Origin of the sequence: Nocardia inohanensis NBRC 100128 (assembly GCF_001612945.1) — a bacterium.
GTDB lineage: Bacteria > Actinomycetota > Actinomycetes > Mycobacteriales > Mycobacteriaceae > Nocardia > Nocardia inohanensis.
Window position 1 is genome coordinate 1,098,423 of sequence record NZ_BDBK01000002.1, and the last position, 14,124, is coordinate 1,112,546.

Here is a 14,124-nt window from a genome sequence, read left to right on the forward strand (position 1 = left end):
AAGCGCGCGACGCCGAACGTTGACCGCGGTGCAACGACACACCGCACAGCTGTATCCGTTCACACTGCCGGAGTTCAGCCGGATCTTGTTCGAAGTCAGCGGAATCCCGGTGCGGATCGCCCCCAGCACCACGCTGCCGCCGGCGGTCGCGGGCCGGTGGTTGCATACCGACGGGGGAGAGCTCATCGAGTACGACGCCGCCCTGCCGACGATCGCCCGCATCAATACCGTGCTGCACGAGGCCGGTCATATCCTGCACGGTCACACCGCGATCGAGTTGCGGATCGACGCGGGGCTGGCGATGTGTTCGGTGCTGGGCCCGCGGGCCATCGCGAACTTCGCGCACGGGCGGTACCGGTCGTCGTTCGATGTGGGTGTCGAACGGGAGGCAGAGGCGTTCGCACGCCGCACCCTGCGCACCATCCTGTGGAGTGGAAGCGGCACCAGTGAAAGCGCCAAAATGCTTACCGCGCTTGGTGTTCCGCGCACCCGAATCGAGTAGACGCCATGGTGCAGTTCAGTGCCGCGGTGGCGAGCCTGCTATTCGTCGGCGTGCTCGCGGCAATCTGGCAGTTGCCGCCGCAGGGCGCGCGCGGCCAGCGCGCCCCGATCGCCGTGCTGGCGCTCTTGTGCGTCAGCTATCTGCTGATCACGCCGCGCTCGGAGACGTTGTTCGCGGCGGTATGGGTCAACTCCGCGTATCTGCTGAGTCATCTGTGCATCCTGGCCGCGCTCGCGCTGTCCATGCTGTACTGGTCGCACTACCTGTCGGCTGATCCGCCGAGTCGCCGCCGCGCCCTGACGGTGCGTGCGGTGTACGGCACGGTCGCCGTCGTCTTGATCGTTCTGTTCGCCACCTCGGCACAGCGGCCGCACGGAGTTGGCTACGGGTGGGAACTGGCCGCCGTCCCGCGTATGCGGATCTACTGGATCCTCCAGGCGGTCACGGTGATTCACGCGGTGTACCCGCTGGCCCGCGCGGCCGCTCGCGCATATCGGCAGGAGATCGCGTGGCGGCGCAAGCTGCTGGCGGTGCTGACCGGGACGACCGTCGTTTTCATCGGATATGAGCTCTGGGTGATCGTCGTGGTCACGTTCTGGCCCGATGTGCCGCCGTCCTGGGGGCAGATCGTCACCGTGGTCCTGCAGATCACCGTCGGCGTGCTGCTCGTGGTCGGCACCTTCGGCCCGATGGTGGTGGGCGCGTTCAACAGCGCGCGCATCGCGATGTCGTATGTCGAACAGCTCGAGCCGCTGCATCATTGGCTGATGCAGCGCTACCCGCAGGTGCGCTTCCGGACACGGATGAGCCTGCGGGCCGAAACGCGGGTCACCGAGATGCTGATCGAGATCAGTGACGGCCTGCGGCTGTTGCAGCGCGACGAACCGATGGTGGCCGCGTATCACCGGCTCGATCACGACACCATCCGTGCCGTGGAGCACGACCGAACCCACCATGCCGCATACGAATTGGCGGCCGCGGCGTTGTTCCGCACCCGGCAGATCAGTGCCGGGGTTCCGGCAGTTCCGGCGGGTCGGCCGGCAGGCCCTCCTGCACGCGCAGGAACTTGAGGTAGTCGATCAGCGAGGCCATGGACTGCTGGGAGAGATCCATCGCCCGGAAGGCCAGCGCCTCGATATCGGGCGCGGTGGCCAGCCGCAGATATTCGATCTCCTGGCGACCCCGCTGCCAGGCCTCGTCATCGGTGAAGAACCGGATGTCCACGTCGAACGCGGCCGCCAACCCGGCGGCGTGTTTGAGCGAGGGATTCTGCTTCAGCCCCGAACGTAGCTGGGAGACATACACGGCCGAGATCGGGTATCCGAGTTCGGTTGCGCGCCGGGCGATCTCGTCTGCGGTGTACCGGTGGCCCTGGGCGTTGGGCATCGTGCGGAACAGATATTCGAGTCGTTCGGAGAAGGCCGCTGCCTCGCCCATGTCAAGCCACCACTTTCCCCTTCTCGGCGTCGAATCATGCTACAGCATCGCAGCATTCGGCCATGTCGGGATCCCGATCAGTGGTGAATCGATAGCAGGGCCTGCTCGATTGTGAACCAGGGCACACTTCCGTGACCGGCGTCCCGTATGCCACAGAAAAATGATTATGCTGTGGCATATCCGCAGGGCAGTGGATGGGGATGAGATAGTCAATGAAAATTCTTGGCGCACTTAGCATCAAGGGCGCGGCGGCCTGGTTGCCGGACACGACGCAAACGGCTGATGAAGCGATCGCGGCGGGTTTACTTACTCGGGAATATGCCAAGCGCATCGGAATCGAAGCGGTCACCGTCGCCGAGGACACCATGGGTCCGCCCGATATGGCCGTGCTCGCGGGACGCCGGGCCATCGAGGAGGCGGGTATCGACCCCGCGCTCATCGGCCTGGTCGCCCACAGCTGGCTGTTCTATCAGGGCCACGATCTGTGGTCGCCCGCGCACTATGTCGCGGACGGCGTCGGCGCGAGGTCGGCCACCGCCTTCGGTATTCACCAAATGTCCAATGGCGGGCCGACCGCCGTCCAGCTCGGTGCCATCACTCTGATGGCGGATCCCGAAACGCGCTACGCGCTGGCGACCAGCGGCGACCGATTCTGCCCGCCGGCGATCAACCGCTGGGGCGTCGACAGCGATTGCGCGCTCGGAGACGGCGGTGGCGCACTGGTTTTGGGGCGCAGCGACGGCGAGACCGATAAACTGCGGCTGCTGTCGCTGGGCACGGCGACGGCGCCGGAGTTCGAAGGTCTGTGCCGCGGTGACGATGTCTGGTCACCGCATCCGCTGTGGCATCGCATGCCGATCGACGGCACCCGGCTGAAGACCGCGTTCTGCGCCACACTCGATATAGAACAGTTCGTGCGCGCGGTCCGCGAGAAGCTCATGGAATCCGTGCGGCAGGCCCTGGACCATGCCGGAATCGAGAACGGCGACGAGCGAATTCGCTACGCCGTGGTGCCCCGGATCGGTCGGGGGCTACTGGAGCGCGCCTTCTGGCCGGCGTTGCAGGACACGGTGCGCGCCGAGATCGTGCATCTGGGTGGCCGGACCGGGCACCTGGGCGCCGGTGATCTCTTCGCGAACATCACCGACCTGCTCGAGCTGAAGATGCTCGAGCCCGGCGAGATCGCCGTCATCGCCAGCAGTGGCGGAAGTTGTTCGTGGTCATGCGTTGTGGTGCAGAAGCCCGCCGACTGATACCGGGCCTACTCGCGATCGCGCTGCTGGGATTCACCCTTCGATCCCTCTTCGGCAGTGTCTCCGCGGTGCTGCCCGAGATCATGCGCGACTACCGGCTCGGTACCGTGCCCGCGGCGCTGCTGACCACGGGTCCGGTCCTGTGTTTCGGGCTGTTCGGAATGTCGGCGGTGCGTCTGGCCCGACGCCGGTCGGTGCCCGCCGTGCTGGCCGGATGCCTGCTACTCGTGGCCGCCGGTACCGCGCTGCGCGGGCTACCGCGGTGGGAAGCGCTGGTGATCGGAACGGTGCTGGCGGGAATGGGCATCGCGGTGGCGAATGTCCTTGGGCCGGTGCTGATTCGGATGCTCTTTCCGGACCGGATCGGGGTCGTGACGGGGGTGCTGACCGCCCTGGTCAGCGCCGGCGCGGGCATCGCCTCGGGCCTCACGGTGCCGCTCGACCAGCACCTGACCCACAGCTGGCGCATCACCCTGCTGGCCTGGGCCGGACCCGCGGTCATCGCCGCCGCGAGCCTGGCCGGGGTAGCCGGTGTGCCCGCCCGATCCCATGCCGGCAACGGGATGGCCGGAAATGAGAGAACGTCATGGGATATCGACATATTGAGATCGCCGACCGCGTGGACGGTCACCGGGTTCATGGGAATTCAATCCCTACTGGCATATTCGCTGATCTCCTGGCTGCCCACGATCTACCGCGAGCGGGGTCTCGGGGCCGGGCAGGCCGGGCTGGTTCTGACCGCGCTGAGCGTATCCAGTATCGGCACAGCGCTTTTCGTGCCGATACTCGCCACGCGCCTGCACGCTCAGAGCGGGCTGGCGCTCGCGGTGGTGGCCCCGTCGATCCTCGGCTTGACGGGCGTCCTGGCCGGTGGCGCGCACGGTGCGCTGGTCTGGGCGGTCCTGCTGGGGCTGGGACAGGGCGGGCAATTGGCGCTGGCAATGACACTGATCAATCTCCGTGCCGCGTCGGCGGTTCGAGCGACCGGACTGTCGGCGATGGCGCAGTCCCTCGGCTATCTCGTGGCCGCCGCCGGGCCGCTACTGACGGGAGCGTTGCGTGCGGCGAGCGGATCGTGGGCGGTTCCCTCGGCCGCGCTCTTACTCCTCATGCTCCCACTCGCCGGATGCGGATATTTCGCCGGAAGGCCCAGAGAAGGTTCGAGAACATGGAATCCATTGCGATTGTCGGCTGCGGCGCGGCAGGGGTCGCTCTGATGGCGAATATGGCACGCCTCGGCTGGGGGCGCACAGGCCGAATACTGCTCGTCGATCCGCGGCTTCCGGGATCGGGCATCGCCTTCGATCACGACGAGGAATACCTGCTGTGCAATACCAGTGTCGGGGTCAACAGCATCTTCCCGGATGACCCGGACCATCATCTGCGCTGGTTGCGATCGGACCTGGTACACGGAACCCGTTGGGGGATAGACCGATCCGCGGTGACACCGGATTCGTATGTGCCGCGCGGGTTGTTCTTGGCCTATCTGTCCGACCAGTTCCGCCGCGCGATGGACGACTGCGCCGCGCGCGGGATTCTGGTCGACCACCTGCCGGACAGCGCGGTTCGGATCACGCCCGAGGACGGTCGCGTCGTGGTCGCCACCGATGCGGGAGACCGGTTTCCGGTGGATCGAGCGGTGGTGTGCACCGGGCTGCAAACCTCCGACGAGACCGCTCGGCGTTGCCGAGAATCGACCGGCGCGCTGTGGCCGGCGTACCAGACCTCGCGAAATCTCGATCGGCTCGCGCGTGCGGGCCGGATCGCGGTGCTCGGCATGGGTCAGAGCGCGATCGACTCGGCACGTCTGGTGCGGGAACACAACTCCGGCGGGGAGATCGTCATGGTGTCCCGCTCTGCGCGATTTCCGGCAGTGCGCTCGGAGATGGTCGAACGTCCGAGCGAGATCCTCACCGCCACGGCGATTCTGGAACCGTCCGCGCTGGATCGGCCCGGCGACGTACTGCGGTGGCGGCGCCTGGTGCGCGAGGATCTGTACAGCCAGGGCGGCGCGCCGAATCTGTTCCCGCCCAGGCACTCCGACCCGATCCGGCAGTTGCGGGCAGATCTCGAGCACACGCTCACCGGCAGTCGCGCCTGGCAGCGAATCGATCGCAATGCCGTGACCGTCGCCAACGCGGTCTGGCCGGCGGTGCCGTCGAATCGCCGAATGCCATTGCAGCGCTGGTACACCCGGCATGTGCGGCGGTACGTCTCCGCGGTGCCGGAAGCGGTGGCGCGGGAACTGCTGACGGCCACCGCGCAGGGCAAGCTGCGGTGTGCGCGCGCCGTGGGAGAGCCGGTATTCGGTGCGCGTGGTGTGTCGATCGACTCCGATCGCGGCCCGATCCTCGCCGACGTGGCGATCGACGCCACGGGGCTGACCGCGGTCAGCCGCCACTCCCGCACGCTGACACCGACCGCGACGCGGCCCGGCGATGGGTCTGCCATTCATTACCTGGGACCGGCGAGCGGTGCGGCGCTCGCGATCCCCAATTACTTCAATGCCGCCGCGCGGCAAGCAGTCGCGCTGGCCTCATCGCTGACCGCGCAGGTCACAAGGAACTGAGTCGGATGTCGCCACTGATAGCAATCGTCGACGGTTATTCCACCGGTCGATACCTCGCCCCGGCGATCCACCATTACGGCGGGTCGACGGTGCACGTTCCCAGCAGTCCCGACCCGCCCAAGATCCTCGAGCGCTCACGGGACGCACACGGCGCGCACAAGGCCCTGCCGTACGCCGGTGCCGCGGACATGGCGGCGCACCTGCGCGACCTCGGTGTCGAGATCGTCATCGCCGGCGCCGAATCGGGTGTGCTGTTCGCCGACGAACTGTGCGCACACCTCGGAATCGACTGGAACACAGCGACATCGAGCCGGGCACGGCGCGACAAGTTCGAGATGATCGAGCAGTTGCGTCGCAGTGGACTGCCGGTGGTGGAACAGGTGCGATCCGCGGACGCGGATGAGATTCATCGTTGGGCGCGGGGGCAGCGGGAGTGGCCGATTGTCGTCAAGCCGGTGATGTCGACGTCGTCGGAGGATGTGTTCTTCTGTCGTGATGTTTCCCAGATTCGTGAGGCTGTGGACACGATTGTGGGTAAGCGGAATTTTTTGGATGTTCTGAATGTGGATGTGCTTGCGCAGACGTATCTGGATGGGCCGATCTATGTGGTGAACAGTGTGAGTTCCGGTGGTGTGCATTCGACGAGTGATGTGTGGCAGTTCGATTTCGAGCGGGCGCCGGGCAAGGGTATTCGGATGTTGCAGCATACGTTGTTGTCGCGGTCGTTCGAGAAGTTCGATGAGTTGATCGCTTACAACAATGCGGCGTTGACGGCTTTGGGTATTCGGAATGGTCCTTCGCATACCGAGCTGAAGTTGACCGAGCACGGGCCGAGCATGATCGAGACCGGTGCCCGGCTGATGGGCGCCACGATCGAGTACGCGCCGTTCAAGCGGTCGCTGCGCTACACCCAGGTGGAACTGGCGGCGATGGCATTGTGCGCGCCCGCCGAGTTCGCGGCGCTGTCCGGCAGTGTTCAGGAGCCGCGTACCGGTCTGGCCGTGGTGTGGGTGCATTTCGACACCGCCGGGCGGATCACCCGTGATGACGGGCTCGCGCAACTCGCCGAGATCTCCTCGATCGTCGGCTGCTACGGGCTGCCCGCGGTGGGTGATGAGGTCGGTCGCTCGCAGGACACCACCGGCCGCGGCGGATTCATCTATTTGCAGTCCGACAACGACCTCGATCTGCATCGAGACAGCCGGCGGGTGCGCCGACTCGTCCGTGACCAAGCCCTGTTCGACATCGATGCCCGAAAGGTGAACTGATGGTCGCCGCCACGCTCACTATGTCGGCCGAGGCGACATCGGTCCCGCTGATCAGGACCTACCAGTACGCCCGCGCCGTCGACACCGCCTGCACCCTCGCTCGGGTGTCACTCGACGACGGCGACTATCGGGGGCGGGGTGAGGGGTCACCGTTCGAGAGTTTCTTCGCGAGCGACGCGACGTCCACCGTGCGCGCGTTGACCGTCGCCGCCGACTTCGTCAACGCGGGCGGTGCGGTCGACGACGCGATCGATCGCCTGACCGACGCCCCGGCCCGCAACGCGCTCGAGGCAGCCTGGCTCGACCTGCGCGCCAAGCGCGAGCATCGCACCGTCGCCCAGTTGCTCGGTATCCCCGCACCGACCGCGCAGACGGTGATGACCACCATCGCGATGGACGCGCTGGACGTCGTCGCCGCGGATCTCGAACGCACCAGAGACCATCCGCTGCTCAAACTCAAGCTCGGCGCCGACGACGACCGGGACCGAATCGAACTGGCCCGCACCGTCCGTCCCGATGCTCGGCTGACGGTGGATGTGAACGCCGGATGGACCGCGGCGCGTTTTATCGAGCTGCTGCCGACGCTGGTCGCGGCCGATATCGAAATGGTCGAGCAACCCCTGACCCGGGCCGACGAGCACCTGTTGACGTCCATTCGGTCACCGATCCCGGTGGTCGCCGACGAATCCTTCTCGGACGCATCGGATCTCGATCGGGTCAGCCGCCACTACAACGGGGTCAACGTAAAGCTGGACAAATGCGGGGGATTGACGGCCGCGTTGTCCTGCATCGCGGCCGCCGGGGAACTGGGGCTGCGAGTGATGGTGGGGTGTCTGCCGGCCTCCTCGCTGTCGACCGCGGTCGGCATGCACGCCGCCCAATTCGCCGAATGGATCGATCTGGACAACCACCTCTGGATGGATGAGGACGTCCAGCCCGCCATCGGCTATCGGCACGGCACCCTCACCCCGCCCACTCCGGAACTGTGGGGTTGATCGATCATGAAAAGTACTGGTACCACCCTGGATTCGCGTACTACGCCGCTGCTGGTCGACGCTCACAACGATCTGCTGATGCTGGTCGTCAAACGCCCGCGCGCCCGCTGGGGCGCCTACTTCCGGGAGAACTGGCTGCCGCAACTGCGCGCGGGCGGGGTCACCGTGCAGGTCCTGTCGGTCTATGTCGACCACAAGCTGTACGCCGAATCCGCACTGCGTGAGACCTTCCGGATGATCGAGGCGGCGCATGTGATCGCCGACGAGAACCCCGATCAGGTTCGGCTGTGTACTACCCGGACCGAGATCGACGCGGCGAACCGGGAGGGCCGGATCGCCCTGTTCCTGGCGATCGAGGGGTGCGGTCCGCTGGCGCCCGACCTGGCATTGCTCGGCCAGGTACATCGTCTCGGGGTACGAATGATCTCCCTGATTCATATGGGCCGCAACGCTTTCGCCGATGCGAGCGACGAACCGGCGTCGAGGTCGGGGCTCAGCGCGCTGGGCGTCGAGGCGCTGGCGGAGATCGAAGCGCTCGGCATGATCTTCGATATCTCCCACCTCAACGCGGGCGGCGTGAACGATGTGCTCACGCGGTCCAAACAGCCCGTCGTCGCCAGTCACTCGGCCGCCCACGCGCTGCGTCCGCACCACCGCAATCTCACCGATGAGCAATTGCGCGCGGTGGCAGCCGCCGGCGGCGTCGTCTGCGTCAATTACATGGCCTCGTTCGTCGCGGTGCGGAACGCGACGGTCGCTGATCTCGCCGACCATGTCGACCACGTCACCGGCGTCGCCGGAATCGACCACGTCGGCATCGGACCGGATTTCGTCGCCGAGGTGTTTCGGGAGATCGTGCCCGCCACGGTAGGCCCGGGATTCGACGACTTCGACCCGATCGAGACCATCGCCGGGCTGGAGGGACCGGGTGGGCTTCCGCTGCTGGAGGCCGAATTGCGACGCCGTGGCTGGCCGGCTGAATCGGTTCGAAAGTTCAACGGCGACAACATGCTCCGGCTGATCGCTCAGATATGCGGTTAGCCCGAATTCCCACCGACAGTGCGAGAACGAAGGATCGAATGTCATCTCCTGTAGCGAACCAACAAATCGAGGAACCATCAACGTCGTCCAGTCGCTGGCTGCTGCCGATCATTCTGGGCGGCACCATGTTCAACATCTTCGACACCTTCGTCGTGAACGTGGCGTTGCCGACGCTCGGGTCGACGCTGCACGCGGATACCGCGTCGCTGGAGCTGGTCGTGGCGGGCTATATCGTCGCGTTCGCCTGCTTGCTGGTAATCGGTGGCCGGCTCGGTGACGCCTTCGGCCGCAAGCGGGTCTTCATGATCGGCATGGCGGGCTTCGTCGTGGCGTCGACGGTGTGCGGTGTGTCGACCTCGATCGAGGTGCTGATCGCCGCCCGGGTTGCGCAGGGTGCGGCCGGCGCCCTGATGGTGCCGCAGACGCTGTCGATGATCCAGGTGCTGTATCAGGGTCCCGCACGACAGCGGGTACTGGGCCTTTTCGGTATGGCCAACGGTATTTCGGCGGCAGTCGGTCAAATTATCGGTGGTCTGCTGATCTCGGCGAATATCGCTGGACTGTCGTGGCGATTCGCCTTCCTGATCAATATTCCGTTCGGAATCGTCGCGCTGCTCGGGGCACGCAAGGTCCTGCCGGAAACCCGTGCACCGAAGGCATCCAAGATCGATACGGCCGGCGCCGCGTTGCTCGGCGCCGCGATGGTGCTGATGCTGATTCCGCTGACTGTCGGACGCGAACACGACTGGCCTACCTGGTGCTGGCTGATGTTCGCCGCAGCCGCGGTGGTCGCGCTGCTGTTCGTCGTGGTCGAACGTCGAATCGAACAGCGTGACGAGATGCCGTTGCTGCCGATCTCGCTGCTGCGGTTGAAGAGTTTGAACCGCGGGCTGCTGGTCTGCTTCGCGATCTTCGCTTCCTCGGGCGCACTGCTGCTGACACTGACCGTGGCGCTGCAATACGGCTTGCACTACAGCCCCTTGAAGGCGGGATTGACGCTCGGTCCATATGCGGTCGCGCTGCTGATCGGCGCGCTGCTCTCCGGCAAGTTCGTGGTCCGGTTCGGACGATCGGCTCTGTTCGCCGGTGGCGCCCTGGCGACCGTCGGCTGCCTGGTGCTGGCGCTGCAAATGCACTCGGGATTCGAGACGCTGACGCCACTCGAGGTCGCGCCCGTCCAAGCCGCCATCGGCTTCGGTCAAGCGCTGCTGACGATTCCGTTGCTCGGAATCGTGCTGGCGGAGGTACCGGTGGCGGCGATCGGCGCCGCCAGCGGCGTGTGGTCGACGACGAAGGAGTCAGCCGTCGCGTTCGGTGTCGCCGTCGTCGGCGCGCTGTTCTTCACCGTTGCCGCGGACCACGGTTTCGGGTCGGCCACCACGGCGGCCGCTGTCGCCGAAGCCGTTCTGGCCGCCGTCGCCGCGGTCGGTGCGCTGACCTTGCCGGTGCCCACCAAGAAGTGATCCAGCCCTGGTGACCGCCGCGCGACCGGCGGGGCGGTCACCGGATAGCTCGCCCGAATTTAGGGGATGATTCCTGATGTACGAACAAGGGTGCACGCGCGGGTCGGCGGTTGCCGTTGTCGGACTTTCCTGCCGGGTCCCGGGCATCGACTCACCAGCGGCCCTATGGCAACTCGTGTGCGACGGCGGTTCAACAGTCGCCGACCTGCCCGCCGCCAGGCGCGCCCTGCCCGGCAGCGGCTACGACCGGGTGGCGGACGAACCTGTCACGGGGTCGTTTTTCACCGAACCGCATCTGTTCGACCACGAATTCTTTCAGCTGTCCGCGGCGGAGACCGCCACCATGGACCCGCACCAGCGGCTGATGCTGGAGCTGGCGTGGGAGGCGATCGAGGACGCGCGCATCCGGCCGTCGGCGCTCCGGGAGACCCGGGTCGGCGTGCATATCGGGGCGACGAGCAGTGACTTCGTCACCGTCATGGCGCGGCTCGACCGCCGGACCATCGACCCGGCCGTGCTGACCGGCCTCAATCGGGGGGTCATCGCCAACCGGATCTCGCACGTACTCGGCCTGACCGGACCGAGCCTTACCGTCGATTCCGCGCAGTCGTCGTCGCTCGTCGCGGTCCATCTCGCCGCGGCGAGTATCAGGTCCGGCGAATGCGATGTCGCCCTCGCGGGCGGGGTACATCTGAATCTCGCCTACGACTCCGAACTGGCTTTTCGCCATGCGGGCGTCTTGTCGCCGGACGGGCAGTGCTACACCTTCGACTCGCGAGCCAGCGGGATCGTGCGAGGTGAGGGCGGCGGCCTCGTCGTATTGAAGGCATTGGATGCCGCACTCGACGCCGGCGATCACATCTACGCGGTGTTGCCCGGCAGCGCGATAAACAACGACGGCGCCACCCGGGTGCTCACCGACCCGCGCGAGGACGCACAGGCCAACGTGATCCGGGCGGCGATCGAACAGGCCGGAGTGACGCCCGAAATGGTCGGCTATATCGAATTGCACGGCACCGGAACGCGAGTCGGCGATCCGATCGAGGCTCGGGCACTCGGCGCCGTGTTCGGCCCGTACCGGGACGGACGCGCGCCCGTCGCGGTCGGCTCGGTGAAGACGAACATCGGCCACTGCGAAGGCGCGGCGGGCATTCTCGGCCTCATCAAGGTCGTGTCGGCGGTCGAGCACGGCGTGCTCCCGCCCGGCCGAAACTTCGAAAACCCGCATCCCGCGGTCGATCTCGTAGCGCTCGGGCTCGAGGTCCAAACGCGGCCGGCGCCCTGGAAGTCGCGGGGAGCCGGGCGGCTGGCCGGCGTCAGCAGCTTCGGGATCGGCGGTACCAACTGCCATGTCCTGGTCGCCGAGGCGCCACCGCGTACCGACTCCGCGCGCCCGGACACCGATAGCGAATCCCCTTGTGGACCACTGTTGTTGAGTGCGCACACGGCCGAAGCCCTGCACCGGCAAGCGGCCAGGCTGGCGGATCTGCTCGACAGCCGTCCGGATATCCCGATAGCGGCGGTCGCACGCGCGCTCGTCGAGACGCGGGAGACCTTCGCGGTCCGGGCCGCGGTGACGTGTTCGTCCGCGGTGGGCGTTCGGGCGGGCCTGGCGGAGATCGCGACCGGGATGCCCGGCGCGAACTCCGATATCGGACTGGCCGTCGAATCGGACCGGGGGCCGGTGTTCGTCTTCCCGGGGCAGGGCGGTCAATGGCTCGGGATGGGGCAGGCTCTCCTCGCCGAGAGTCCGGTTTTCCGTGCCGCTGTCGAAGAGTGCGATCGCATCGTGCTCGACCGATTCGGCTGGTCGATCCTCGACGTGCTGCACGCCGCCGACCGCGCCGAGGACGCCGAGGACTCCAGCATCGTGCAGCCGACGCTCTTTGCCGTCATGGTGGGTCTCACCCGGGTGTGGGAGTCCTGGGGCGTCGTACCCGCGGCCGTGATCGGGCACTCCCAGGGGGAGGTCGCCGCAGCCTATATCGCCGGGTGCCTGACCCTCGCCGACGCGTTGGTCGTCATCTGCGTTCGTGCCCGTTTGACCGAGGGGCTGGCCGCCGACGGCGCGATGCTTTCGGTGCGGGCGTCGGCCGGACGGGTGGCGGACGTCGTCGCGAATCTCGGTGCGGGCGTGTGCGTCGCGGTGTCCAACAGTCCGGACAGTGTCGTTCTCAGCGGCGACCGGGAACGCCTCGGCGAGATCGCCGGCGAACTTGCCGAGGTGGGTATCAAAGCGCAGTGGGTGGCCATTTCCTATGCGTCGCACAGCGATAAGGTCGAGTGCCTGGCCGAACCACTGTTGGACCAGATCGGCGATATCGCACCGACCGCGGGCGCGATTCCCCTGTTCTCGACCGTCACCGGTCGTCGAATCTCGGGCGATGAACTGGACGCGGGGTACTGGTATCGAAATCTGCGCGAGCAGGTCCGTTTTCACGGGGCTGTCGAAGAACTGCTTCGAGTCGGGTACACACATTTCGTCGAGGTGAGTCCGCACCCGGTGCTCACCGCCCGGATCACCGAGACCGCCCAGTCGCGGCAGCAGCCGGTCGCGGTGACCGGTTCGCTGCTTCGCGACCACGGCGACATCGCTCGGCTGACCGTGTCGGCGGTCCGTTTCCATTTGCAGGGCGGCAAGGTCGATTGGCTGGCCGGATTGATGAAAGACACGCCACGGCAACAGGTTTCGCTACCGACATACGCGTTCCAGCGGCAGGCGATCTGGCCGGCCACCTCCGGCGGAGGTCAGCGCGGCTCCGAGGTCGTCGAGGCGCAGGGCGCGCTGGTGCACGACTTCAGCGAAGCGCGGGTTCGGGAGGTCGTGCTCGCGCAGATCGAGGCGATCGCAGGCGATTCGACGGCGTCGATCGATCACGATGCCGCCTTCCAGGACCTCGGCGTCGGCTCGGCGCTGTCGGTCGAGCTCGTCACCCGACTGAACACGATCTTCGGCACCCGGGTATCCAGCGGTGCGGTTTTCGACTATCCGACCCCGGCGGCGTTGGCCGACCATCTGCGCGGGGCGGTGCTGGCGAAGATCGAGGCGCCCGGCGATGTCCTCGGCAACGCCTTTCGCGACCTCGAACAGTACTTCGAACGTCTCCCCGCCGACGGTGCCGGGCGTGCGGTCGCCGAGCGGTTGGCGGCGCTGCTTTCCCGGCATCGGGACGACCGGGACACCGGTCGCGATGCCATGAACGACATCGATATCGAGTCGGTGTCCGAAGACGAGCTGTTGACCTTCATCGACACCGAGCTCCGTAATTCGTAGTCGTCTTTTCGTGTAATTCCCAGTCTTCAGTTCGTGTTCGGAGGAAATGCCCATGAGTGGCGATAAGGTGCTCGAGAATCTGCGGTGGGTTACCGCGGAATTGCAGAAGACGCGTCGTGAGTACCGCGAGTTGGAGTCGGCGGCGTTCGAGCCGGTGGCGATTGTCGGAATGGGATGTCGCTTCCCGGGAGGCATCTCTTCTCCGGAGGACCTGTGGGACGTGGTCATCGGGGAGCGGGATGTGATCGGCGATTTCCCCGTCGATCGTGGCTGGGACACCGAATTGTTCGATCAGGATCCGGCGGCGATCGGGAAATCGTAT

The 14,124-nt window shown here is 66.4% G+C and carries 12 protein-coding genes; 11 read left to right on the forward strand and 1 reads right to left on the reverse strand.

Annotated features, from left to right (window positions below):
• Nucleotides 1–28: 28 nt before the first annotated feature.
• Nucleotides 29–502, forward strand: coding sequence for a hypothetical protein (locus NI1_RS11270; RefSeq protein WP_157535047.1), 474 nt, complete (start codon nucleotides 29–31; stop codon nucleotides 500–502).
• Nucleotides 503–507: 5 nt separating this feature from the next.
• The gene (locus tag NI1_RS11275; RefSeq protein WP_067817736.1) at nucleotides 508–1,572 is read left to right on the forward strand and encodes a hypothetical protein; all 1,065 of its coding nucleotides are present in this window, start codon (nucleotides 508–510) and stop codon (nucleotides 1,570–1,572) included.
• On the opposite strand, the gene NI1_RS11280 is transcribed toward NI1_RS11275, so the two are convergent.
• Nucleotides 1,505–1,939 (reverse strand): helix-turn-helix transcriptional regulator, encoded by a 435-nt coding sequence (locus NI1_RS11280; RefSeq protein WP_067817739.1) that lies wholly within the window; start codon nucleotides 1,937–1,939, stop codon nucleotides 1,505–1,507. The genes NI1_RS11275 and NI1_RS11280 overlap by 68 nt on opposite strands.
• A gap of 212 nt (nucleotides 1,940–2,151) precedes the next feature.
• On the opposite strand from NI1_RS11280, the gene NI1_RS11285 reads away from it, so the two are divergent.
• From NI1_RS11285 to NI1_RS11325, 9 genes are all read left to right on the forward strand, one after another.
• Nucleotides 2,152–3,192: a ketoacyl-ACP synthase III family protein gene (locus tag NI1_RS11285; RefSeq protein ID WP_067817742.1), complete on the forward strand. Its 1,041-nt coding sequence runs from the start codon at nucleotides 2,152–2,154 to the stop codon at nucleotides 3,190–3,192.
• Nucleotides 3,162–4,409: an MFS transporter gene (locus NI1_RS11290; RefSeq protein WP_067817745.1), complete on the forward strand. Its 1,248-nt coding sequence runs from the start codon at nucleotides 3,162–3,164 to the stop codon at nucleotides 4,407–4,409. Before NI1_RS11285 ends, NI1_RS11290 begins: the two co-directional genes overlap by 31 nt.
• The gene (locus NI1_RS11295; RefSeq protein ID WP_067817748.1) at nucleotides 4,361–5,761 is read left to right on the forward strand and encodes an FAD/NAD(P)-binding protein; all 1,401 of its coding nucleotides are present in this window, start codon (nucleotides 4,361–4,363) and stop codon (nucleotides 5,759–5,761) included. The genes NI1_RS11290 and NI1_RS11295 overlap by 49 nt, the downstream gene beginning before the upstream one ends.
• A gap of 188 nt (nucleotides 5,762–5,949) precedes the next feature.
• Nucleotides 5,950–7,029 (forward strand): ATP-grasp domain-containing protein, encoded by a 1,080-nt coding sequence (locus NI1_RS11300; RefSeq protein WP_169815564.1) that lies wholly within the window; start codon nucleotides 5,950–5,952, stop codon nucleotides 7,027–7,029.
• Nucleotides 7,029–8,024, forward strand: a complete 996-nt coding sequence (locus NI1_RS11305) for an enolase C-terminal domain-like protein (protein WP_067817754.1) — start codon at nucleotides 7,029–7,031, stop codon at nucleotides 8,022–8,024. Before NI1_RS11300 ends, NI1_RS11305 begins: the two co-directional genes overlap by 1 nt.
• Nucleotides 8,025–8,030: 6 nt before the next feature.
• Complete coding sequence (locus tag NI1_RS11310; protein WP_067817758.1) at nucleotides 8,031–9,065, forward strand: dipeptidase; 1,035 nt, start codon at nucleotides 8,031–8,033, stop codon at nucleotides 9,063–9,065.
• Nucleotides 9,066–9,103: 38 nt separating this feature from the next.
• Nucleotides 9,104–10,528: an MFS transporter gene (locus tag NI1_RS11315; RefSeq protein WP_067817761.1), complete on the forward strand. Its 1,425-nt coding sequence runs from the start codon at nucleotides 9,104–9,106 to the stop codon at nucleotides 10,526–10,528.
• Between the two features lie 76 nt (nucleotides 10,529–10,604).
• Nucleotides 10,605–13,802, forward strand: coding sequence for a type I polyketide synthase (locus tag NI1_RS11320; RefSeq protein WP_084522930.1), 3,198 nt, complete (start codon nucleotides 10,605–10,607; stop codon nucleotides 13,800–13,802).
• A gap of 52 nt (nucleotides 13,803–13,854) precedes the next feature.
• A partial coding sequence (locus NI1_RS11325) for a beta-ketoacyl synthase N-terminal-like domain-containing protein (RefSeq protein WP_174564472.1) occupies nucleotides 13,855–14,124 on the forward strand: 270 nt, incomplete at its 3' end.